This window comes from Streptomyces sp. NPDC107522, assembly GCF_055657525.1.
In genome coordinates this window covers 136,421-159,656 of sequence record NZ_JBVKAU010000004.1, presented here as the reverse complement: position 1 = coordinate 159,656, position 23,236 = coordinate 136,421, and the positions used below count along the sequence as shown (strand labels likewise).

The following is a 23,236-nucleotide window of genomic DNA, read 5'->3' as shown; positions in this document are numbered from 1 at the left end:
TTACCTAAGGGTGCGCCGGAGTGCATCTGTCCAGGTCCACCGTACGAACACGAAGGGCACCCGGCGCGTTTGTTGCCGGGTGCCCTCGATGGCCGTACTAAGTCTCGACCGGTAGTCAGTGTGGGACCGGTACTCAGTCCTCGCTCGGCGCCGCCGGGAGCTTCGCCTGGATGAGGTCCATGACCGTGGAGTCCGTCAGCGTGGTGACGTCTCCCAGCTGGCGGTTCTCGGCGACGTCCCGCAGCAGACGGCGCATGATCTTGCCGGAGCGGGTCTTGGGCAGCTCGGCCACCGGGAGGATCCGCTTCGGCTTGGCGATCGGGCCGAGGGTCGCGCCCACGTGGCCCCGCAGCTCGGCGACCAGGTCCTCGGTCTCGGCGGCCGTACCCCGCAGGATCACGAAGGCGACGATCGCCTGCCCGGTCGTCTCGTCGGCGGCACCGACGACGGCCGCCTCGGCGACGGACGGGTGGGAGACCAGGGCGGACTCGACCTCCGTGGTGGAGATGTTGTGGCCCGACACGAGCATGACGTCGTCGACGCGCCCAAGGAGCCAGATGTCCCCGTCGTCGTCCTTCTTCGCCCCGTCACCGGCGAAGTACTTGCCCTCGAAGCGAGACCAGTACGTGTCGATGAACCGCTGGTCGTCGCCCCAGATGGTGCGCAGCATCGACGGCCACGGCTCGGTGAGGACCAGGTAGCCGCCCCCGCCGTTCGGCACCTCGTTCGCCTCGTCGTCGACCACGGTCGCGGCGATGCCGGGCAACGGAGTCTGGGCGGAACCGGGCTTGGTCTCGGTGACGCCCGGCAGCGGCGAGATCATCATCGCGCCGGTCTCGGTCTGCCACCAGGTGTCGACGATCGGCGTCCGGTCCGCACCGATGTGCTTGCGGTACCAGATCCACGCCTCGGGGTTGATCGGCTCACCGACCGAGCCGAGCACCCGCAGGCTGCTGAGGTCGAACTTCGCGGGGATGTCGTCGCCCCACTTCATGAACGTACGGATGGCGGTCGGCGCCGTGTACAGGATCGTCACCCCGTACTTCTGCACGATCTCCCAGAAGCGGCCCTGGTGCGGGGTGTCCGGGGTGCCCTCGTACATGACCTGGGTCGCACCGTTGGCCAGCGGCCCGTACACGATGTACGAGTGGCCGGTGACCCAGCCGACGTCGGCGGTGCACCAGTACACGTCCGTCTCCGGCTTGAGGTCGAAGACGGCGTGGTGGGTGTACGCGGCCTGGGTGAGGTAGCCGCCCGAGGTGTGCAGGATGCCCTTCGGCTTACCCGTCGTACCGGACGTGTAGAGGATGAAGAGCGGCTGCTCGGCGTTGAACGCCTCGGGGGTGTGCTCGGCGGACTGCCGCTCGACGATCTCGTGCCACCAGACGTCCCGGCCGTCGTCCCAGGCGACGTCCTGTCCGGTGCGCCGGACGACGAGCACGTGCTCCACGTTGTCGACCTTGGAGATCGCCTCGTCCACGGCCGGCTTCAGCGCGGAAGGCTTGCCGCGCCGGTAGCCGCCGTCGGAGGTGATGACGACCTTGGCGTCCGCGTCCTGGATGCGGGTGGCGAGCGCGTCCGCCGAGAAGCCGCCGAAGACCACGGAGTGCGCGGCGCCGATCCGGGCGCACGCCAGCATCGCGACCGCCGTCTCCGGGATCATCGGCATGTAGACCGCGACCCGGTCGCCCTTCTGCACTCCGAGTTCCAGCAGGGCGTTCGCGGCCTTGGAGACCTCGTCCTTGAGCTCGGCGTAGGTGACGGCGCGGCTGTCGCCGGGCTCGCCCTCGAAGTGGATGGCGACCCGGTCGCCGTGCCCGGCCTCGACATGCCGGTCGACGCAGTTGTACGCGACGTTGAGCTCGCCGTCCTTGAACCACTTCGCGAACGGCGGGTTCGACCAGTCCAGCGTCTCCGTCGGCTCCTTGGCCCAGGTCAGCCGACGGGCCTGCTCGGCCCAGAAGCCGAGCCTGTCAGCCTTGGCCTGTTCATACGCCTCCGCGGTGACATTGGCGTTGGCTGCCAGGTCGGCGGAGGGTGCGAACCTGCGCTCTTCCTTGAGCAGGTTGGCCAGGCTTTCGTTGCTCACGACATCTCCCTTTCCCAGGGTGTCCGTTGTGTCCCAGGCCACAGCTCATCAGACCCGGGGGCCCGATGACAAGGGTCGACGGAAAATTGGTTTAGACCTGTCGGTGGGGCGGGTCCGGAGTTGCTTTTCGGCGCCGCGGTCATCCGTTCCCACGGACGCCGCACGGACCCGGTTCAGGTCTGTTATCCCTTTCACATTCCGTCCGGACGCAGGTGAAACGCCGGCCCCGTGTGCGCCGCCCTCTTCAGCCGTAGGGCTGCCCACGTGCAGCGCCGCCCCGATGCGCTGCGCGGCCCCGCACCGGACGGGGCCGCGCTCTCCATCCCCTCCCCGCCCCTCCTCACGCCGACAGATCCGCCACCCCCACGTTTTCGAACACCTCGTCCCCGTTCCCCTCGGTGAGCAGGTACGCCTGTGCCTCGCCCACGTGGAAGTACATCCCGTGCAGTTGCAGCGCCCCCGCCCGCAGGGCCCGGGCCACCGACTCGTGGGCCCGCAGATGCTCCAACTGCTGGACCACGTTGGTCAGACAGAGCTGCTCGACCGCGTCGGCCGGCGCCCGCCCGGCGAGTCGGGCCCACGGCCGGCTCTCGTCGGACAACCGGTCCAGGCTGGGCTGCCCGTGCCGCAGCCACCGCCTGAGCGGGGTCTGCGGTCCGTCGGACTCGGAACTGAGCAGCGCCTGCATGGCCCCGCATCCGGAGTGCCCGCACACCGTGATCGACCGCACCTGCAGCACGTCCACCGCGTACTCGATCGCTGCCGCCACCGAGTCGTCCCCGCTCTCGTGGCCGGGCTGGGGGCACCTCCCGGCGTCAGCTGGGGGAGGGACGAGGTTGCCCACGTTGCGCACCACGAACAGGTCGCCGGGACCACTGGACGTGATCATCGACGTGACCAGCCGTGAGTCCGCGCAGGTGAGGAACAGCTGGGAAGGCTGCTGCCCCTCACGTGCCAGCCGTGCCAGCTCACTCCGCACCAGGGGTGCGGTGTTGCGGTGGAACGCGCTGATACCGCGAGCCAGTTGATGCGCCCTCGGCCGGCCTGCGTCGGCTGCACCGGACCTGTCGGCTCTGCTCTCACCGGGTCCGTCGGGGCCGCAGGACCTGCTGTGTCCGCCGGCATCGCGGGCCTCACCGACGGCACCGCCCGACTCACCGACACCGCTGGGGCAGGAACCGTCGTCCGTGGCGGGCTCGCCCGGGCTGCCGGGGGTCGGGCCGGCGGCCTCGGTGGTGCGCGGTGGGCTCGACTCGGCGGTGTCGCCGGCTCCGGTCGCCTGCGCTTTCCCGGGGCGCTCGTCCCGTCCGTCGTGGGACGCGACGGAGTCCGGGATCTCGCACTGGTGGTTGCGCCAGGGCGTCCAGGGGTGGCAACGGCAGCCGGCCGACTCGGCCATGGCGCTCGCGGTGTCGAGGTGGAGGCCGATCGGTGTGGTGGGTTCGCCGATCCGGACTCCGGCTCTGCGGCCGACGAGCTCGACGGAGCCGCCGTGCGCGGTGTGCGTGTTCTGCCAGTCCTGCAGTGACTCGTACGCCGCGTGGTCCATGAACGACCCGTCCAACTCCACGACGGCGTGGGTGCCTTGGGGTACGAGATGCAGGGCGCGGCTGAGCCTTGGCACCGCGAGGAACGTCAACTGCCCTCGTACGTGTACGTGATGGACTCCTTCCTTCTCGTCATGTGTGATCCGGGTGCGGGTGAGGCGGTGCAGGGCGACGGCGACGGCCATGGCGATCCCCAGGGCCACGCCCTCCAGGACGCCGAAGACCACCACGCCGAGGGTGGTGACGGCATACACCAGCACCTCTCGGTGGCGGGTAACCGTGCGGATGTGGTGCAGGGACACCATCTGGATGCCGACGGCCATCACCAGGGCGGCGAGCGAGGCGAGCGGGATGAACTCCAGGATCGGGACCATAAGCAGCGCGGCGACTACTACGAGAACGCCGTGCAGCATCGTGGAGTTCCGGCTGACGGCCCCGGATTGCACATTCGCCGAACTGCGCACGGCCACTCCGGCGACGGGCAGTCCGCCGAGCGTGCCGGAGACGATGTTGGCGGCGCCCTGCCCGAGCAGTTCGCGGTCGAGGTCCGAGCGTCCGACGCGGGCCGGCAGGCCGGGACGTGCGGCCACCATCTTGTCCACGGCGACCGCGCCGAGCAGCGACTGCACGCTGCATACCAGCGTGGTGGTCAGCACCGCGGCGATCAGGCCCAGCGTCGGGCCTTCCGGCAGTCCGGCCAGGGCGTGGCTGCGCCAGGACGGCAGGTCCACCTTGGGCAGGGTCAGGCCGGCGAGCGAGGCGGCCGAGGTGGCGCCGGCGACGGCGACGAGCGCGGCCGGGACCTTGCGCAGCAGGCGGCCGGCAGGGCCGGGGATCCGCGGCCAGAGAAACAGCAGGGCCAGGGTCAGCGCGCTCACCGACACGGAGGCGGGTCTGAGCTCGGCCAACTGGGCGGGCAGCGCGCGGAGGTTGTCCAGGACGGAGCTCTGCGGGGTGCCGCCGAGGACGATGTGCAGCTGGGCGACGGCGATGGTGACGCCGATGCCGGCGAGCATGCCGTGCACGATGGCGGGGCTGACGGCGAGCGCACCGCGCGCCACGCGCAGGGTGCCCAGGCCGAGTTGGGCGATTCCGGCGAGGACGGTGATGGCACAGGTCGTCCGCCAGCCGTACTGATGGATGAGGTCGGCGGTGACCACGGTGAGGCCGGCGGCGGGGCCGCTGACCTGGAGCGGGGCACCGCCGAGCCATCCGGCGACGATCCCTCCGACGGCGGCGGCGACGAGGCCGGCCTGGAGGGGGGCGCCGGTGGCGAGGGCGATGCCAAGCGACAGGGGGAGTGCGATCAGGAAGACCGCGATCGAGGCCGACACATCGGCGCCCGCGATGCGGTAACGCCGGGGCCGGTTCGGGGGTGGGCTGTGGGGCTCGTGGGTGCGCTCCGCTCGACTCGGGTCGTCGGCGCGGGTGGGGACGCAGGCTGACATGTTTTCCCGTCTCCTCCGGGGCAGCGCGGTCGCGGATCAGGTGGTCCCCCGCTCATCGGCGAGGGGTCGGGTCGCGGCCGTGTGGTCACGGCATGCAGCGGCGGGATGCATCAACAGTCGGTAAACGGATCGTAATGCAGAGTAAAGGGCGGGCATAGGTTTTCCGAGCAAATGGACTAATAAATCCCTCTGAAGCGTGAAGTGAGCAATTAGTCGGCTTGTCGTACTAATTCCTTCTCGGCCCCGTGCGACCTTGGCGGCGCTGTCGGCACCCGAGAGAAGGAAGGTGGACGGAACATGGCCGCCACCCGCAGGTTCGCCGCCCCCCGCAGGCTCGTCGGGACACACAAGCTCGTAGGGACGCACCGGATCGCGGCGGGCACCGCGATCGCCGCGGTCTGCGCCGCATCGCTCGCCGGTTGCGCGACCGGCACCGACACGATCGATACCGACACGAGCGGCACCGACACCACCCGGCAGGGGGCGCCCGGACCCCAGAGGCCGAAGCCGGCGGCGCCCGCGCCCGGGAAGGTGGTCCGCCTGATCGGTGACGGGTCCACCGCGTACACCGGAGCCCAGCCGCACCTGCCCAGACCCGAACGGCTGAAGCCCGGTCAGACGCCCCCGCAGTTCGTCGTGTTCTCGTGGGACGGCGCCGGCGAGGACGGCCAGAAGCTGTTCTCCCACTTCCGCGAGGTCGCCAAGGCGAACAACGCGACGATGACGTACTTCCTCAGCGGCGTGTACATGCTGCCGGAGGACAAACGCGACCTGTACCGCCCGCCGCAGCACTCCCCGGGCCGCTCCGACATCGGCTTCAACGACGAGGAGGGCATCGCCGCCACTGTGCGGCAGTTGCGTCTGGCCTGGTTGGAGGGCAACGAGATCGGAACCCACTTCAACGGCCACTTCTGCGGCCGCGGCGGGGGAGTCGGCGAATGGTCGGTGGAGGAATGGAAGGACGAGATCGCCCAGGCGAAGAGGTTCGTGAAGTCCTGGAAGACCAACACCGGTATGACCCGGGCGGCCCCCCTGCCCTTCGACTACGACAAAGAACTCATCGGCGCCCGCACGCCCTGTCTGGAGGGCCAGAAGAACTTCATCAGGGCCGCCCGCGAGATGGGCTTCCGCTATGACTCCAGCGGCGTCAACAACCAGGTCTGGCCCGCGAAGAAAGGAGGCCTGTGGGACCTGTCGATGCAGCTCGTGCCCTTTCCCGGGCACTCCTACGAGCAGCTCACCATGGACTACAACTTCATGGTCAACCAGTCGGGCACCAACAGTCAGGGCGACCCCGCCAAGCACGCCTTCTGGGGCGACCAGATGCGCGACGGCCTGCTCAAGGGCTTCCACCGGGCCTACTACGGCAACCGCGCACCCCTGATCATCGGCAACCACTTCGAGTCGTGGAACGGCGGCACCTACATGCGCGCCGTCGAGGAGGTCGTCGAGGCCGTCTGCAACAAGCCCGACGTGCGCTGCGTCTCCTTCCGGCAGCTCGCCGACTGGCTGGACGCGCAGGACCCGGCGGCCCTGAAGAAGCTGCGCACCCTGGGCGTCGGTGAGGCCCCGAGGCAGGGTTGGGCGTCCTTCTTGTCGGTGCACCCGGCTCCGGCTCCGAAGGGGGTGCCCGGAGCGCCTGCGGTCAAGCGGTAGCGCTCACGGCGCGGGGGTCGGAGCTCACGGAGCGGGAGCCAGGCGGGAGTTGCCCGCAGGCCGGGCGGTGGCGCTCTCGCTCAGGACGAACCCGGGGTCGATCTGCGCCGCCAGGTCGGCCCCGGTGCGTTCGTTGCCCCAGGACTGGGCGTTCTTCAGGTGGAAGTGCACCATCTGGCGTGTGTAGCGCTCCCAGTCCCGCAACTCGTACGTCGCGTCCACGGCCGTGTGCAGCCGGCGCAGGGCGAGGTGGTTGGCGTCCTCCAGGAGCTCGAACCGCAGCGGGCGGCCCTTCTCCATGGCGCGCACCCAGTCCGAGTGCCCGACGGTCACCAGCAGGTCGTCCCCGACCTCTGCGCGGAGGAAGTCGAGGTCGTCCTGCCCATGCACCTTGTTGCCGACGACCTTCAGGACGACGCCGAAGTCGCGGGCGTACTCCTTGTACTGGCGATAGACGGAGACCCCCTTCCGGGTCGGCTCGGCGACGAGGAACGTGATGTCGAAGCGGGTGAACATGCCGGAGGCGAAGGAATCCGAACCCGCCGTCATGTCGACCACGACGTATTCGTCGGGGCCGTCCACCAGGTGGTTCAGGAACAGCTCCACCGCCCCCGTCTTGGAGTGGTAGCAGGCGACGCCCAGATCGGAGTCCGTGAAGGGGCCGGTGACCATCAAACGGACAGTGCCGCCGTCGAGTTCCACCGGCCGGGCGCAGGCGTCGTACACCGGATTGTGCTCTCGCACCCGCAGCAGCCGTGAACCCTCGCCGGGCGGCGTCGTCTTGATCATCGTCCGGGCGGAGGTGATCCGCGGATTGGAGCCGCGCAGATAGTCCTTGATCAGCGGCAGCCGCTCGCCCATCGCGGGCAGTGCGGCGGCCTCCGCCTCGTCGAGTCCGAGCGCGGCTCCCAGGTGCTGGTTGATGTCGGCGTCGACGGCGACGACCGGTGCGCCCGTCGAGGCGAGCCGGCGGATGAAAAGGGAGGACAGGGTCGTCTTGCCGCTACCGCCCTTGCCTACGAAAGCAATTTTCATGTTCACGAAGGGTAGTGGCGTGATAGCTGTATGTGGCAGACGTGGGTGGCGAAGGCCACCCGATCGTGGGGTGCGGGCCGTCGAAGGGGGCGAAGCAGGATGGGGGGTCGCGGCCGGTGGCGGGTGGGCGCGTAGTGTCGTACTCATGAGTACGACAGGCGCGACCGCCGATCCGCTCGCGGCCCTCGGGTCGCTGCCCGGTGTGCCCGAGTCCGTGGAGTCCGTGCGCAAGGCCGTGGACCGGGTCTATGGGCACCGGATCATGCGGCGTCGCAGCAACGAGATCACCTCCGAGGCGGCCCTGCGCGGCGCCCGCGGCTCCGCGGCACTCTCGGGTGCCGACTGGGCTCTCGAAGAGGTCCGTCGGCGTACCGACTTCAGCGGTGACGACGAGGCACGCGTCATGGGCGCGGCCCTGCGCCTGACCGCCGAGGCGGGCCAACTGCTGTCGATCTGGCGGCAGTCCCCGCTGCGGGTGCTGGCGCGGCTGCACTTGGTGGCGGCGGCGAGCAACGACGACACGGTCGGGCGCCCGCGCCAGGAAGGCGAGCCGGTAGACGAGCCGCTGGTCGAGCTTCCCACGCCGAGCGCGGCGGAAGTGCACGGCCGTCTGGAGGGCCTGTCCGAGCTGATCATCGCCGGTGGTTCGGCGCCCGCCCTGGTGACAGCCGCCGTCGTGCACGGTGAGCTGATCGCGCTGCGCCCCTTCACCTCCCACAACGGCCTGGTCGCGCGCGCGGCCGAGCGCATCGTCCTCGTCGGCAGCGGCCTCGACCCGAAGTCAGTCTGCGCTGCCGAGGTCGGCCACGCCGAACTGGGCCGCGCGGCCTATCTGGCGGCGCTCGACGGCTATGTCTCCGGCACGCCCGAGGGCATGGCCGCCTGGATCGCCCACTGCGGCAAGGCGATCGAGCTCGGGGCGCGCGAGTCGACGGCGGTGTGTGAGGCGCTGCAGCGCGGCGCGGCGTAACGCACGCGCGCGTGAGGCGTCGTACGGCCGGATTGAGGGCCGTAGGACGGTTGAGCGCCGTCGGGCGGAATGAGCGCCCTAGACACGAAAAAGGCCCCGCGCGGGGGCTCATAGGAGTTGCGGCGGTACGAGGATTCGTACCGCCGCTGGCATGTCCACCGGGTTACCAAGCGTCCTCGATATGTTGCCCATCAGGTCGGGAACTTTGCCCGTCACCTGGTGCGGCTGGCCCGTAATCGACGGGTCGACGTCGCGTGGGTGCCCGGTGTCCATGCTCGGTCCGTGGGGCCAAATGCGTATTAAAGGTGATCCTCTCGGATGTCCTTGGTCTCGCGGGCCGTTGAGTCCTTTGTACTCCAGGACCCAACCAAGCGGAAGCCCTGGCTGCAGTTCTTTACTTTTACCCTCAAAAAGGTGCCAAACGGGCGCCGATGCCTCGAACAATGCACACGGAACCTGCGAAGTGCAGGTCAGTTCAGGCGAGTGTCGTACGGCGCCGGCTCGCGTACCAGACGAGGCCCGCGGTGGCCGCGGCCGCTCCTATGGCGGCGGCCGCGAGGAGGGCCGGCCGCGGTGGCACGGAGAAGGAGGGGATCCGCTGCTTGAGCCGAACCGGGCGGTGGAAGTCGAGAATCGGCCACCCACGCGTGAGTGCCTCGCGGCGCAGCGGGCGGTCGGGGTTCACGGCGTGCGGGTGCCCGACGGACTGGAGCATCGGCAGGTCGGTGGCCGAGTCGCTGTAGGCGTAGCAGCCGGGGAGGTCGTAGCCCTCGGACTCGGCCAGCTCCTTGATCGCCTCGGCCTTCGTCGGGCCGTAGGCGTAGTACTCCACCTCCCCGGTGAAGCAGCCGTCGTCGCCGACGACCATGCGTGTGGCCACCACGCGGTCCGCGCCGAGCAGCTCGCCGATCGGCTCGACCACCTCGGCGCCCGACGTGGACACGATCACGACGTCGCGGCCGGCCGCGTGGTGTTCCTCGATGAGGGAGGCGGCCTCGTCGTAGATGATCGGGTCGATCAGGTCGTGCAGTGTCTCGGCGACGATCTCCTTGACGTGCTGGACGTTCCAGCCGCGGACGAGCGCGGACAGGTACTCGCGTGTCCGCTCCATCTGGTCATGGTCCATACCGCCGACGCGGAAGACGAACTGGGCATATGCGGTCCGCAAGGCAGCCCTGCGGTTGATCAGACCGCCTTGGTAGAACGACTTGCTGAACGTGAGCGTGCTCGACTTCGCAATGACCGTCTTGTCCAGGTCAAAGAAGGCGGCTGTGCGGGGCAAGGAGTGGTTTTCCACGACCCTGAGCATAGGGGGAGCCCATTCGGCGTAAGGTGGGCGCGTGGGTTTGCCTGAGAGGGCTCTCGGGTACACCATGGAAGTCACGGATCGTTCGCGACCGTGCTAACCCGGTCCGACTCCTCCCCCCCCGAGTCGGCCGTGGAGACGACCCCCGCTCTCCCCCCCGGCGGGGGTCGTCGCATGTCCGGGGTGGTTTCTCCCTTCCGAACGCGGCCGCAGGGCCGGAGCGAGGCTGCAGAGCCCGCATCTTCGGCCTGCCCATGATTCGTGACTGTCCGTAGCCATCGCGCTGCTCTGCGGAAGTCGCACAGGGGTTGGTACGAGAGTCACCGGTATGGGTGATGGCGATATTCACAACCGCCGAGTTGTCCACAGTTATCGACCAAGATCCACACGATTTCCGGGATCGCTGCACCGTGATTCCAGCGCGCCCCGCTCGGGCCGACTTCATGGCCGGTTCCGGTTAGTCGGGCGTGTTTGGCCGGTTCGTATCGGCCGTTCATATGGAGGCCGCTTGCCGGTTCTTCACATGTTTGGGATTCGCGGGGCCGCAGGGCTGCGCGAGTGATGCAGCGAAGGGGGATGGAAACCGTGGCCGCAGCCGTCACACACGATCCGCCGCCCACCGCCTCGGGGCGGCCGGGCAAACCGTTGATCGTCACGGAAGACGCCGAACTGCTCGACGACCTGCTGCGCCTGTGCGCGGCGGCCGGCGCCACACCCGAGGTCCACCACGGGGTGCCCGAGCCCAGAGGCAGCTGGGAGGCCGCGCCGCTCGTCCTGGTCGGCGACGACGCCGCACGCCGTGTGCGCGGGGCCGGGCGCAGGCGCGGAGTGGTGCTGGTCGGCCGGGACCAGGACGACTCGGGGGTATGGCGCCGGGCTGTCGAGATCGGCGCGGATCACGTCCTGATGCTGCCCGACGGCGAGCAGTGGCTGGTCGACCGCATCGCCGACGTCGCCGAGGGCGTGGGCCGGCCCGCCCTCACCGTGGGAGTCATCGGCGGCCGCGGCGGGGCCGGAGCGTCCACGCTGGCATGCGCCCTCGCCGTCACCGCCGCGCGTGAGGGGCTGCGCACGCTGCTCGTGGACGCCGATCCGCTGGGCGGCGGACTCGACGTCCTGCTCGGTGGCGAGGCGACCGAGGGCCTGCGCTGGCCCGCGTTCGCCGGCTCGCGCGGGCGGCTCGGCAGCGGCGCCCTGGAGGAGTCCCTGCCGAAACTGCACTCCCTGCGGGTCCTGAGCTGGGATCGCGGCGACTGCCTCGCCGTCCCGCCGCAGGCGATGCGAGCGGTGCTCGCCGCGGCCCGGCGCCGGGGCGGCACGGTCGTCGTCGACCTGCCCCGCCGTATCGACGACGGGGTCGCGGAGGCCCTCGCCCAGCTCGACGTCGGGATCCTCGTGGTCCCCGCCGAACTGCGCGCCGTCGCCGCGGCCCGGCAGGTGGCCTCCGCGGTCCGGATGGTCCTACGGGACCTGCGGGTGGCCGTACGCGGGCCGTACGGACCCGGGCTCGACGACCGCGAGGTGGCCCGGCTCCTGGAACTGCCGCTCGTGGGCGAGGTGCCGGTCGAATCCGGACTGCTGCGGCCGCACGAGAGCAAGGCTCCGCCGGGCACGGCGGGGCGGGGGCCGCTGGCGCGGTTCTGCCGGGAGTTCTGGGAGCGCGCGGTGCTCGAAGCGAGGGCGGCATGAGTACGGCTTCGGGACTCGACTGGGTGAGCGGCAGCGCGGCTGGTTCGGTGCGGGCAGCCCCCGAGCGGTGGAGGTCGGGCGGAAGGGTGTCCGGCGGGGCACGTAGGGCGACGCCGCGATGGGCGTTGGACGGCTCGGCGAGCGATGCGGTTGCGGGGCGGTTGTCTGAGCGTGGGGTGGGCTCGGGGAGTGCGGGGCGGGACTCGGACCGCGGGGGGAGTGCGGCTGGTGTGCGGCGGGGGTCGGAAGGTGCGGTGAGTGGGGCCAGTGTGCGGCGGGGGTCGGAAGGTGCGGTGAGTGCGGCTCCTGCGCGGCGGGACTCGGCCGGTCGGGCTGGTCTGTCGGCCGGGCGATGGGTCTCGGGTGAGGGGGGTGGTTCGTCGGCTGAGTGGTGGGCGTCGGGCGGGGAGGCGGCTGGGGCGGGTATGCCGGTGGGGCTGCTCGATGGTGTGCGGCAGTGGCTGGCCGAGAGTGGGGCCGAGCCGACGCCCGCGCGCGTGGCGCAGGCACTGCGGGAGCAGGGCAGGGTGTTGGGAGACGCCGAAGTCCTGGGGGCGGCCGAGCAGTTGCGGTCGGAGCTGGTCGGGAGCGGGCCGCTGGAGCCGCTGCTCTCCGATCCGTCCGTGACGGATGTGCTCGTGTCGGCGCCGGACCGGGTGTGGGTGGATCGGGGCGGTGGCTTGGAGCTCACCTCCGTGTCCTTCCCGGACGCGGCGGCCGTACGACGCCTGGCGCAACGCCTCGCCGCGGTGGCCGGGCGGCGACTGGACGACGCACGGCCGTGGGTGGATGCCCGGTTGCCCGACGGGACTCGGCTGCATGCGGTGCTGCCACCGGTCGCCGTCGGCTGCGCCTGCCTGTCGCTGCGGGTCGTACGACCGCGGGCGTTCACGCTCGGCGAGCTGGTCGCGGCGGGCACGGTGCCACCGGGCGGGGACCGTGTGCTGCGGGCACTGGTCGACGCGCGGCTGTCCTTTCTCATCAGCGGAGGGACCGGCAGCGGCAAGACGACGTTGCTGAGCGCGCTGCTCGGGCTGGTCGGGCCGGGCGAACGGATCGTGCTCGCGGAGGACTCGGCGGAGCTCAGACCGGACCATCCGCATGTCGTACGGCTGGAGAGCAGAACCGCCAACCAGGAGGGCGCCGGCCTCGTCACCCTCGAGGACCTGGTGCGGCAGGCACTGCGGATGCGGCCGGACCGACTGGTCGTGGGCGAGGTGCGCGGACCGGAAGTGGTCGATCTGCTGGCCGCGCTGAACACTGGCCACGAAGGAGGCTGCGGAACCGTCCACGCGAATACGGCAGCCGACGTGCCGGCCCGGCTGGAGGCGCTCGGGACCGCGGCCGGGCTCGACCGGGCCGCGTTGCACAGCCAGTTGGCGGCCGCGCTGTCGGTCGTACTCCACCTGGTGCGCGACCGGACCGGGCGTCGGCGGATCGCCGAGGTGCATGTGCTGGAGCGGGACGCGTCGGGGCTGGTGCGGACGGTGCCGGCGCTGCGGTGGGGAGCGGAGGCGTTCGCGTACGAGCGGGGGTGGGAGCGGCTGCGGGGGCTGCTTCGGGAGGCGAGCGGTGAGGGGCGCGGTGATCGTGACGGGTTCGGTGATCGTGAGGGGTCCGGTGAGCTGAATGGGTGAGATGTCGTTGGGTGCGGCCGTGGCGTGTCTCGGGGCCGCGGTCTGGCTGCTGGGCGGGCGGAACTCCGGGGCGCGGCGGGCGCAGTTGCTGCTTGCGGGCGGTGGGGTCGTGGGAGCCGGGCCGCCCGACTGGCGGCAGGTGGCCGGGGAGCTGCGGCGGCTGCGGGGGCGGCTGCGGGCCGAGTGGTGGGCGTCGGCCGTCGGGCTGGTGCTGGCCGTGCTGGGGTCGTCGGTACTGCCGGTCGTCGCGGGGGTGGCCGGGGTGCCCGTGCTGCGGAAGGTGCGGCTGTCCCGGGAGGCGCGGCGGGCACGGGAGCGTCGCGGGGACGCGGTGATCGCGCTGTGCGGGGCACTTGCCGGCGAGGTGCGGGCCGGGCGGCAGCCGGGTGCGGCGTTGCTGCGGGCGGCGCGGGACTCCGGCGGGCTCGGTGAAGCGCAGGCCGCGGTGCTGGCTGCGGCGCGGTTCGGCGGGGATGTGCCGGGCGCGCTCGCCGGTGCGGCACGGCAGCCGGGCGCTGAGGGCCTGAAGGGGTTGGCGGCATGTTGGCGGGTGGCCGTGGACCAGGGCGCCGGGCTCGCGGCCGGACTCGACCGGCTGGAAGGAGCGTTGCGGGCGCAGGGCGACCAACGCGCGGATTTGCGCGCCCAGTTGGCGGGCGCCCGCTCGACGGTGGTGATGCTCGCCGGGCTGCCGGTCCTGGGGCTTTTGCTCGGGGCTGCCATGGGGGCCGACCCGCTGCATGTGCTGCTGCACACCGGGGCGGGTCTCGCATGCCTGGTGGTCGGCGGAGTGCTGGAGGGACTGGGGATGTGGTGGGCGGTGCGGATCGTGCGGGGAGCGGAGGCGGTGTGAGGACTCGCGTCCGGCGGAGGTGTGGCAGGGGTCGGAGTCATCGCAGGCATGGCACAGCAGGCCGCGCTGCAGCAGGAGCAGGAGGAGCCATGGCAGGGAGCCGGGTGCTGAGAAGGGGATGGCATGAGGACTCGTTCGGGTCGGGGGCGTGAGAGGGGGTGACGGCGTGAGTGCGGAAGTTGTCCACAGGCTGGGGGTGACCCTGGGGGCGGTGCTGGTCGTCGGGGGGCTGTTGTGGTGGTTCGTGACGGCACGGCACGAGCGGAGAGTCCGGCGCCGGACGGCCGAGCTGATGACGACCACCGAGGTGACGTCGAAACGCTGGCGGTTCGACGTGCTGCAGGGCGCGCGGCAAGGGCTGCCCATGGTGGCGGTCGTGGGTGCCGGTTGGGTGCTGGTCGGTGGTGTCGCCGGGCCGGCGGTGGGGCTGTTCGTCGCCGGGGCGCTGTGGCTGTGGCGGCGTCGGCAGCGAGCCGCCGGCGCGGAGGAGGAGGTCGACGCCGGTGAGGCGGTTCGGCAACTCCCACTGGCCGCGGATCTGTTGGCGGCCTGCATCGCGGCGGGAGCCGGGCCGGTGATCGCGGCGCAGGCCGTGGGCGAGGCCCTGGGCGGGCCCGTCGGGGACGCGCTGGCGCGAGGTGCGGCGGAGGTGCGGCTCGGTGGTGAACCGGGCGAGGCATGGCAGCGGCTGGCCTCGATGCCGGGGGCCGGGGCGCTGGCGCGGTTGCTGGAACGGGCCGATGTGTCGGGGCTTCCGGCGGCCGACCCGGCGGCGCGGCTCGCGGCGGAGGCCCGCGCCGACTGGGCACGCACCGCGACGGAACGGGCAAGGCGGGCGGCCGTCATGGTCACCGCGCCGGTGGGGCTGTGCTTCCTGCCCGCGTTCATCGCGGTCGGCGTGGCGCCGGTGGTGGTCGGGCTTGCGGGCGGGGTGCTGGGAGGGGGTGGTGGATGACGGGGTGAGGGGCGGCGACGGCCGCAGGTCAGTGGAGGCATTTCGGAGTGCGGCGACAGCTGTTCAGCAGCAGTCGTTCAGCAACAGACGTTCGGCAGCCGATGTTCGGCAGCCGGTTTCGACAGGACTGAGTCTTACGGGGGTTGAGATGTGCAAGGCGGTACGGGCACGGATGCGCAGGCTGGTGTGCAGGGTGCGCGGGGTGCGGAGGGACGCGGGGATGGTCACCTCCGAGTACGCGATGGGGATCGTGGCGGCGGTGGCGTTCGCCGTGGTGCTCTACAAGGTCGTGACGAGCGGGCAGGTCAGCGCGGAGCTGCAGGCCATCGTGAAGCGGGCGCTCGATGCGCGGATGTGAGCGGGAGGGCGGGCCTGGGTCGGAGCGTGTGCCTGAGCGGACGGTGCCTGAGCGGATGCGGAATCTGGCGCTGGCTAGGGGGCCGGCCTGGAGGTCGGACCGGGGGTTCGTGACGGCGGAGTCGGCTGTGGTGCTGCCCGTGCTGGTGATGTTCGCGATGGCGTTGGTGTGGGGGCTGCTCGTCGTGGCCGCACAGATCCAGTGCGTGGACGCGGCCCGGACGGGTGCCCGTGCGGCAGCCCGGCAGGATCCGGCCGACGCGGTCGTCGAGGTGACTCGTGAGGCGGCACCGCGTGGCGCGACGGTCACGGTCGGCCGGGAAGGGGATGAGGTTCGCGTGGTCGTCGTGGCCAAGCCGCCGCTGCTGCGCGGGCTTCCCTTCGAGGTGCGGGAGGAGGCTGTCGCGTCGGCGGAGGAGATGGTGGGGGCGGGCACATGAGTGGGTTCGCCGTGGGCTGCGGATCCGTCGCCGGGCGACGCTCAGGGCGTGGGGCGGCGGGTGGTCGGCGTACTAGTCCTGACCGGCTCTCCGGCGTCGGCTGGCGATGGGGCTTCGGCACAGGGCGGCGCACCGACGTCAGGCCCGCCGCCGGCCGGCACGCGCCCCGCAAGCTTGCCGTCGACCTGCGTTCCGACCGCGGTTCGGCCACCGTCTGGAGTGTCGGCGCCATCACCGTGCTCTGCATCGTCTTCGGCGTCGTACTCGCCTTGGGCCAAGCCGTTGTGACCCGGCACCACGCGGCACGCGGTGCGGATCTCGCGGCGCTTGCGGCGGCCGACCACTGGGCGGAGGGCGGTCCGGCGGCCTGCGCCCGTGCGGAGCGGGTGGCACGGGCTCAGGACGTGCGGCTCGTGCGGTGCGAGGTGGTGGGCGAGGTCTCCGACGTGACGGCGGCGTCGGGCCGAGGGCCGTTCGCCGCGGAGGTCAGGGCGCGGGCGGGGCCTGCGGGCCCGGCCCTGCCGAAGGGGCCTCCGCCGTCCGGCCCTGCGGAGACGGACCGGTCGACTCCGGCCCTGTGACCGGTTCCGGTGCCACATTCGGGACAACCACGTCTCCGGCCGGAGCAACCGCGTCCCTCACCGGGTCACCCTGGTCCCTGACTCCGCCGTCCGCGTCGTTCGCCGGGGCGCCCTGGTCCCTGACTCCGCCGTCCGCGTCGTTCGCCGGGGCGCCCTGGTCCCTGACTCCGCCGTCCGCGTCGTTCGCCGGGCCACCCCGCTCCCCGACCCCGCCGTCCGCGTCCCTCGCCAGGCCACCCCGCTCCACGACCCCGTCATCCGCGTCCCTCGCCAGGCCACCCCAGTCCCCAACCGCGCCATCCGCGTCCCCTGCCGGGGAGGGCTCCCCCTCCCCGCCCATTCCAGCCTCGCCCTTCTCCTCCGGCGCACCCCGCAGCAGCACCGTGAGCAACCGCACGGCCCCCCTCTTGTGCAGCGGATCGTTCCCGTTGCCGCACTTGGGGGACTGGATGCAGGACGGGCAGCCGGCGTCGCACTCGCAGGAGGCGATGGCCTGGCGGGTGGCGGTGAGCCAGGCGCGGGCGGTGTGGAAGGCGCGCTCCGCGAAGCCGGCGCCGCCCGGGTGGCCGTCGTAGACGAAGACCGTCGGCAGGAGCGTGTCGGGGTGCAGCGGGATCGAGACGCCGCCGATGTCCCAGCGGTCGCAGGTGGCGAAGAGGGGGAGCAGGCCGATGGAGGCGTGTTCGGCGGCGTGCAGGGCGCCGCCGAGGATCTCCGGGTTGATCCGGGCCTCGTCCAGCTGGTCCTCGGTGACCGTCCACCACACCGCGCGTGTGCGCAGCGTACGAGGAGGGAGGTCGAGTTTCGTCTCGCCCAGTACTTCACCCGTGATGAGTCGGCGACGAAGGAAGGAGACGACCTGGTTGGTGACCTCGACGGAGCCGTAGCACAGGCGGCCGTCGCCCCACGGGATCTCGATGTCCGTCTCCAGCACGGAGATCGACGTGGTGTCGCGGGCGACCGTCGAATACGGCGGAGCGGCCTCTTCGACCAGGGCGACCGAGTCCTCCAGGTCGAGGGTGCGCACGAGATACGTACGGCCCTGGTGCAGATGGACCGCGCCCTCGTGCACCGTGCTGTGCGCGGCGCCCGCGTCGACGGTACCGAGCAGCCGCCCTGTCCCCGCCTCGACCACCTGGACCGGGCGGCCGCCCCCGCCGCGGATGTCGGTGAGGTCGGCGGCCCGTTCCCGGCGTGTCCAGTGCCAGGCCTTGGTGCGGCGGCGCAGCAGCTTCGCGGCCTCCAGTTGCGGCAGCAGCCCTTTGGCCTCGGGGCCGAACAGTGCCAGATCCTCGTCCGTCAGTGGGATTTCCGCGGCCGCCGCGCACAGGTGCGGGGCCAGGACGTACGGGTTGTCGGGGTCGAGGACCGTCGACTCCACCGGTCGGTCGAAGAGGGCCTCGGGGTGGTGGACGAGGTAGGTGTCCAGGGGGTCGTCACGGGCGACCAGGACGGCCAGCGCGCCCTGCCCGGAGCGGCCGGCCCGTCCCGCCTGCTGCCACAGGGACGCGCGCGTGCCCGGGTAGCCGGCGATCAGTACGGCGTCCAGGCCGGAGACGTCGATGCCGAGTTCGAGGGCCGTGGTGGCGGCGAGACCGAGGAGTTCGCCGGAGTGGAGGGCCTGCTCCAGGGCGCGGCGCTCCTCGGGGAGGTAGCCGCCCCGGTAGGCCGCGACACGCCGGGCGAGGGAGCGGTCGACCTCGGCGAGGCGTTCCTGGGCGATGACCGAGATCAGTTCGGCGCCGCGCCGGGAGCGTACGAAGGCGACCGTACGGGTGCCCTGGACGGCGAGGTCGGTCAGCAGGTCGGCAGTCTCGGCGGTGGCGGTACGGCGGACGGGGGCGCCCTTCTCGCCCTGGAGCTCGGTGAGCGGGGGCTCCCAGAGGGCGAAGACCAGCTCGCCGCGTGGGGAGGCGTCGTCGGCGACCTCCACCACCGGAAGGCCGGTGAGGCGGCGGGCGGCCACCGCGGGCTCGGCGGCGGTCGCGGAGGCCAGCAGGAAGACGGGAGAGGCGCCGTAGCGGGCACACAGGCGGCGCAGGCGGCGCAGCACCTGGGCGACATGCGATCCGAAGACGCCGCGGTAGGTGTGGCACTCGTCGATGACGACGTACTTCAGTGCCTTCAGGAAGGAGGACCAGCGGGGGTGGGACGGGAGTATGCCGCGGTGCAGCATGTCGGGGTTGGTGAGGACGTAGTTGGCGTACTGGCGGATCCACTCGCGTTCCTCGAATGGAGTATCGCCGTCGTACACAGCGGGTCGTACGGAATTGCCCAGCGGATGTGAAAGTTCCTTCACCGAGCGGCACTGATCCGCCGCAAGAGCTTTGGTCGGAGCCAGGTAGAGGGCGGTCGCGCCACGGCCGTTCGGGGCCTCCGAGCCGTTCAGGAGGGTCGAGAGGACCGGCACGAGGTAGGCCAGGGACTTGCCGGACGCCGTGCCCGTGGCGACGACCACCGAGTCGCCGTCCAGGGCGTGCTCGGCAGCCCGTGCCTGGTGAGCCCAGGGATGTTCGATTCCCGCGGTCTGCACCGCGGCGATGACTTCCGCGCGGATCCGGTCCGGCCAGACGGCATGGCGACCCTCGCGCGGGGGCACATGCTCCGTATGAGTGATGCGCGAAGCCCGGCTCGGCCCCGAGGCGAGTCGGCCCAGCAACGTGCCTGGGTCCACCCGGGATACGGGGCCCGTCGGGGATCGATCGGATCGGTGATTCTTGGCCATCGGCACCGAGTGTGTCACTGGCGTGACGGACAATGGGACCAAGGCGTCGTGCACGCCTGCCGGTAAGTGATTGAATGCCATCGCGGCTGGCGAACCGTCCTGGGGGCTGCAAGCCGAGGTGTCCCGAGGGGCGACCGCTCGATAGCAAGGTGCTGGAGGATCCGTGGACCTGTCCCTGTCGACCCGTACCGTCGGCGATCGTACGGTCGTCGAGGTCGGTGGCGAAATCGACGTATATACCGCGCCCAAGCTGCGCGAGCAGCTGGTCGAGCTGGTGAACGACGGGAGTTTCCACCTCGTCGTCGACATGGAGGGCGTGGACTTCCTCGACTCCACCGGGCTCGGCGTGCTGGTCGGCGGCCTGAAGCGCGTGCGTGCCCATGAGGGCTCACTGCGCCTGGTCTGCAACCAGGAGCGCATTCTGAAGATCTTCCGCATCACCGGTCTCACCAAGGTGTTCCCGATCCACACCTCGGTCGAGGAAGCGGTGGCGGCGACCGACTGACCACCGGACCGGGCCCGCCACACAGCGGGCCCGGGCGGCAGAAGGTGAAGAAGTGAAGGGGGATCGGGCTTTCGGCGGCCCGGTCCTCCGGACAGCACGCCCGTAGTTCGGAGGGGGATGCATGGCCACCGTTGAACTCCGCTTCAGCGCGCTGCCCGAGCACGTCAGGACCGCCCGGCTGGTGGCGGCAGCGGTGGCGCGCAGGGCCGGAGTGGACGAGGCCGTACTGGACGAGGTCCGGCTCGCCGTCGGTGAGGCCTGCAGCCGTGCCGTCGGACTGCATCAGAGCGTCGGCATCACGGCGCCGGTGAAGGTGTCGCTGATCGAGGAGGAGAAACAGTTCTCCATCGAGGTCGGCGACGAGGCGCCGCACATCGTCCCCGGCGAGCGGGCACCCGGCGCCGCGGGCGACGACGGTGACGTGGAAACCGAGGAGGACGAGATGGGCCTCGCGGTCATCAGCGGTCTCGTCGACGACGTGGAGGTCTCCGCCGGGGAGCACGGCGGGTTGATCCGCATGACCTGGCCGACCACACCGCCGGCCGCGGTGCTCTCCTGAACGACCCACCGAACCCACCTCTTCGCGAAGGGGCCCTGCTCAGCAGGGCCCCTTCGCGTTTTACTCGGGCAGTGCGGGGGAATTCGTGAAGGAATTCACGATCGATCTTCTGATAATTGATCAAGCTCTCCATCATTTGATCAAGCGTCAATGTGGGCGTCAACGGTTTTAGGGCATTAGCGCTTTCGGGTTCAGTGGCTTGACGTCGATCATTTGCTGAACGGCATGTGAAGGCCAATTCCGTTTACCGCGCTCTGTTTTGATCAGGTTCCGGTACCTAGAATCCGTCCACATCTTGAGCTCAGCCCAAGCGTCAAGGAGGACGAATGGCGGGGCTTTCTACCCCTCATCAGCTTGACCACCCCACAACCCTCGCAGCCGCGGTGCTGACCGACGACAACCGGATCATCATCACGATCATCGGCGTCGTCGCACTGGCGGCACTCGTTGTCGCCGGCGTCCTGGTACGCCAGGTGCTGGCGGCGGGCGAGGGCACCGACAGCATGAAGAAGATCGCGGCAGCGGTCCAGGAAGGCGCGAACGCCTATCTGGCCCGGCAGTTGCGCACACTCGGCGTATTCGCCGTCGTCGTGTTCTTCCTGCTCATGCTGCTGCCCGCGGACGACTGGAATCAGCGCATCGGCCGATCGGTGTTCTTCTTGATCGGCGCCGCGTTCTCGGCCGCCACCGGTTATATCGGCATGTGGCTCGCCGTCCGCAGCAATGTGCGTGTCGCCGCGGCCGCACGGGAAGCGACCCCGGCGCCGGGAGAGCCGGAAAAGGATCTCACCGCCGTCTCGCACAAAGCCATGAAGATCGCTTTCCGCACGGGCGGCGTCGTCGGCATGTTCACGGTGGGGCTCGGTCTGCTGGGCGCCTCCTGTGTGGTGCTCGTGTACGCGGCCGACGCGCCGAAGGTGCTCGAAGGATTCGGTCTCGGTGCCGCGCTGATCGCGATGTTCATGCGTGTCGGCGGCGGCATCTTCACCAAGGCCGCCGACGTCGGCGCCGACCTGGTCGGAAAGGTCGAGCAGGGCATTCCGGAGGACGACCCGCGCAATGCCGCGACCATCGCCGACAACGTGGGCGACAACGTCGGCGACTGCGCCGGTATGGCGGCCGACCTGTTCGAGTCGTACGCCGTGACCCTGGTCGCCGCGCTGATCCTCGGGTCGGCGGCGTTCGGTGACTTGGGGCTCGCCTTCCCGCTGATCGTGCCCGCGATCGGTGTGATCACCGCGATGATCGGCATCTTCGCGGTGGCACCGCGTCGCAGCGACCGCAGCGGCATGACGGCGATCAACCGTGGCTTCTTCATCTCCGCGGTGATCTCGATCGCACTGGTCGCGGCCGCCGTGTTCATCTACCTGCCGTCGTCGTACGCCGACCTCGACGGCGTCACCGACACGGCGATCGCGGCCAAGGACGGCGACCCGCGGATCCTCGCGCTCGTCGCCGTGGCGATCGGCATCCTGCTGGCCGCCGTCATCCAGCAGCTGACCGGCTACTTCACCGAGACCAACCGACGCCCGGTCATGGACATCGGCAAGACCTCGCTGACCGGTCCCGCGACGGTCGTCCTCGCCGGCATCTCCGTCGGCCTGGAATCGGCCGTCTACACCGCCCTGCTGATCGGGCTCGGCGTGTACGGGGCGTTCCTGCTCGGCGGTACGTCGATCATGCTGGCGCTGTTCGCGGTGGCGCTGGCTGGCACCGGCCTGCTCACCACGGTCGGCGTGATCGTCGCCATGGACACCTTCGGGCCGGTCTCCGACAACGCGCAGGGCATCGCCGAGATGTCCGGCGACGTCGAGGGCGCCGGCGCCCAGGTGCTCACCAACCTGGACGCCGTCGGCAACACCACCAAGGCCATCACCAAGGGCATCGCCATCGCCACCGCCGTCCTGGCGGCAGCGGCGCTCTTCGGGTCGTACCGCGACGCCATCACCACCGGCGCGCGGGACGTCGGCGAGAAGCTCAGCGGCGACGGCGCGCCGATGAGCCTGATGATGGACATCTCGCAGCCCAACAACCTCGTCGGCCTGGTCGCGGGCGCGGCGGTCGTCTTCCTCTTCTCGGGGCTCGCCATCAACGCCGTGTCGCGGTCGGCGGGTGCCGTGGTGTACGAGGTGCGGCGGCAGTTCCGCGAGAAGCCCGGGATCATGGACTACAGCGAGAAGCCCGAGTACGGCAAGGTCGTCGACATCTGCACCAAGGACGCGCTCCGGGAGCTCGCGACGCCCGGTCTGCTCGCCGTGATGGCGCCGATCTTCATCGGGTTCACGCTCGGCGTCGGAGCCCTCGGCGCCTACCTGGCGGGCGCGATCGGTTCCGGCACGCTGATGGCGGTGTTCCTCGCCAACTCCGGTGGTGCCTGGGACAACGCCAAGAAGCTCGTCGAGGACGGCCACCACGGCGGCAAGGGCAGCGAGGCCCATGCCGCGACGGTGATCGGCGACACGGTCGGCGACCCCTTCAAGGACACCGCAGGACCCGCGATCAACCCGCTGCTGAAGGTGATGAACCTGGTGTCGCTGCTCATCGCGCCCGCGGTCATCCAGTTCAGCTACGGCGAGGACAAGAACGTCGGCGTGCGGGTCGCGATCGCCGTACTGTCGCTCCTCGTGATCGTCGGCGCGGTCTACGTCTCCAAGCGGCGCGGTATCGCCATGGGTGACGAAGACAACGCCGAGAGGGTGGCCAAACCGGTCGACCCCGCGGTGGTTTCATAGGCGGTCTTACGACGGCCCTGCTCAACGGGCGGGCGGGTGGCGCGCATTGGCGTGCCGCCCGCCCGTCTCGCGCTTGTTCACGCCCTCGCCGTGACCCTTCTCTCACATGGTGCAAAGGCCGCGAAAAGTAATACAAGGAGCAATCGGCGTGT

At 70.8% G+C, this 23,236-nt stretch carries 17 protein-coding genes; 12 read left to right on the top strand and 5 right to left on the bottom strand.

The features are described from left to right. Window positions 1-133: 133 nt before the first annotated feature. Together acs and ACZ7L6_RS14595 are read right to left on the bottom strand one after the other, a co-directional pair. The gene (gene acs / locus ACZ7L6_RS14600; protein WP_471923665.1) at window positions 134-2,131 is read right to left on the bottom strand and encodes an acetate--CoA ligase; all 1,998 of its coding nucleotides are present in this window, start codon (window positions 2,129-2,131) and stop codon (window positions 134-136) included. A 298-nt stretch (window positions 2,132-2,429) separates the two neighbouring features. Then, the gene (locus ACZ7L6_RS14595; RefSeq protein ID WP_471923663.1) at window positions 2,430-5,084 is read right to left on the bottom strand and encodes a SulP family inorganic anion transporter; all 2,655 of its coding nucleotides are present in this window, start codon (window positions 5,082-5,084) and stop codon (window positions 2,430-2,432) included. A gap of 297 nt (window positions 5,085-5,381) precedes the next feature. Between ACZ7L6_RS14595 and ACZ7L6_RS14590 the strand changes: the two genes are divergently transcribed. Continuing rightward, the gene (locus ACZ7L6_RS14590) at window positions 5,382-6,740 is read left to right on the top strand and encodes a polysaccharide deacetylase family protein (RefSeq protein ID WP_471923661.1); all 1,359 of its coding nucleotides are present in this window, start codon (window positions 5,382-5,384) and stop codon (window positions 6,738-6,740) included. 24 nt (window positions 6,741-6,764) lie between these two features. Here ACZ7L6_RS14590 and ACZ7L6_RS14585 read toward each other — a convergent pair whose 3' ends face one another. Further along, a complete protein-coding gene (locus ACZ7L6_RS14585) occupies window positions 6,765-7,775 on the bottom strand; it encodes an ATP-binding protein (RefSeq protein WP_471923659.1) in 1,011 nt (336 codons plus the stop codon). Between the two features lie 145 nt (window positions 7,776-7,920). Between ACZ7L6_RS14585 and ACZ7L6_RS14580 the strand changes: the two genes are divergently transcribed. Next, complete coding sequence (locus ACZ7L6_RS14580) at window positions 7,921-8,745, top strand: Fic family protein (protein ID WP_471923657.1); 825 nt, start codon at window positions 7,921-7,923, stop codon at window positions 8,743-8,745. Window positions 8,746-9,220: 475 nt separating this feature from the next. On the opposite strand, the gene ACZ7L6_RS14575 is transcribed toward ACZ7L6_RS14580, so the two are convergent. Beyond that, on the bottom strand, window positions 9,221-10,054 hold the full coding sequence (locus ACZ7L6_RS14575; protein ID WP_471923655.1) for an HAD family hydrolase: 834 nt from the start codon (window positions 10,052-10,054) through the stop codon (window positions 9,221-9,223). 573 nt (window positions 10,055-10,627) lie between these two features. Here ACZ7L6_RS14575 and ssd point away from each other — a divergent pair. From ssd to ACZ7L6_RS14540, 7 genes are all read left to right on the top strand, one after another. Beyond that, entirely contained in the window at window positions 10,628-11,740 is a 1,113-nt protein-coding gene (gene ssd / locus ACZ7L6_RS14570; RefSeq protein ID WP_471923653.1) for a septum site-determining protein Ssd, read from the top strand. A 425-nt stretch (window positions 11,741-12,165) separates the two neighbouring features. Continuing rightward, complete coding sequence (locus tag ACZ7L6_RS14565; protein WP_471923651.1) at window positions 12,166-13,377, top strand: TadA family conjugal transfer-associated ATPase; 1,212 nt, start codon at window positions 12,166-12,168, stop codon at window positions 13,375-13,377. Window position 13,378: 1 nt separating this feature from the next. Continuing rightward, window positions 13,379-14,230, top strand: a complete 852-nt coding sequence (locus tag ACZ7L6_RS14560; RefSeq protein WP_471924576.1) for a type II secretion system F family protein — start codon at window positions 13,379-13,381, stop codon at window positions 14,228-14,230. A gap of 166 nt (window positions 14,231-14,396) precedes the next feature. Next, window positions 14,397-15,185 carry a type II secretion system F family protein gene (locus tag ACZ7L6_RS14555; protein ID WP_471923649.1) on the top strand — a complete coding sequence of 263 codons (789 nt, stop codon included), beginning with the start codon at window positions 14,397-14,399 and terminating at the stop codon, window positions 15,183-15,185. A gap of 148 nt (window positions 15,186-15,333) precedes the next feature. Next, window positions 15,334-15,543: a DUF4244 domain-containing protein gene (locus tag ACZ7L6_RS14550; RefSeq protein ID WP_471923647.1), complete on the top strand. Its 210-nt coding sequence runs from the start codon at window positions 15,334-15,336 to the stop codon at window positions 15,541-15,543. A 55-nt stretch (window positions 15,544-15,598) separates the two neighbouring features. Beyond that, a complete protein-coding gene (locus tag ACZ7L6_RS14545) occupies window positions 15,599-15,982 on the top strand; it encodes a TadE family type IV pilus minor pilin (protein WP_471923645.1) in 384 nt (127 codons plus the stop codon). 185 nt (window positions 15,983-16,167) lie between these two features. Continuing rightward, a complete protein-coding gene (locus ACZ7L6_RS14540) occupies window positions 16,168-16,563 on the top strand; it encodes an Rv3654c family TadE-like protein (RefSeq protein WP_471924574.1) in 396 nt (131 codons plus the stop codon). Here the strand turns inward: ACZ7L6_RS14540 and ACZ7L6_RS14535 are convergent. After that, window positions 16,469-19,288 (bottom strand): DEAD/DEAH box helicase, encoded by a 2,820-nt coding sequence (locus tag ACZ7L6_RS14535; protein WP_471923643.1) that lies wholly within the window; start codon window positions 19,286-19,288, stop codon window positions 16,469-16,471. The genes ACZ7L6_RS14540 and ACZ7L6_RS14535 overlap by 95 nt on opposite strands. A gap of 163 nt (window positions 19,289-19,451) precedes the next feature. Here ACZ7L6_RS14535 and bldG point away from each other — a divergent pair, with 163 nt between their 5' ends. The 3 genes from bldG (at window position 19,452) to ACZ7L6_RS14520 (ending at window position 23,084) form a co-directional block, all read left to right on the top strand. Beyond that, window positions 19,452-19,793: an anti-sigma factor antagonist BldG gene (gene bldG / locus ACZ7L6_RS14530; RefSeq protein WP_003975386.1), complete on the top strand. Its 342-nt coding sequence runs from the start codon at window positions 19,452-19,454 to the stop codon at window positions 19,791-19,793. 121 nt (window positions 19,794-19,914) lie between these two features. Further along, the gene (locus ACZ7L6_RS14525) at window positions 19,915-20,352 is read left to right on the top strand and encodes an ATP-binding protein (RefSeq protein ID WP_471923641.1); all 438 of its coding nucleotides are present in this window, start codon (window positions 19,915-19,917) and stop codon (window positions 20,350-20,352) included. A gap of 326 nt (window positions 20,353-20,678) precedes the next feature. After that, entirely contained in the window at window positions 20,679-23,084 is a 2,406-nt protein-coding gene (locus ACZ7L6_RS14520) for a sodium-translocating pyrophosphatase (protein ID WP_471923639.1), read from the top strand. Window positions 23,085-23,236 lie beyond the last annotated feature (152 nt).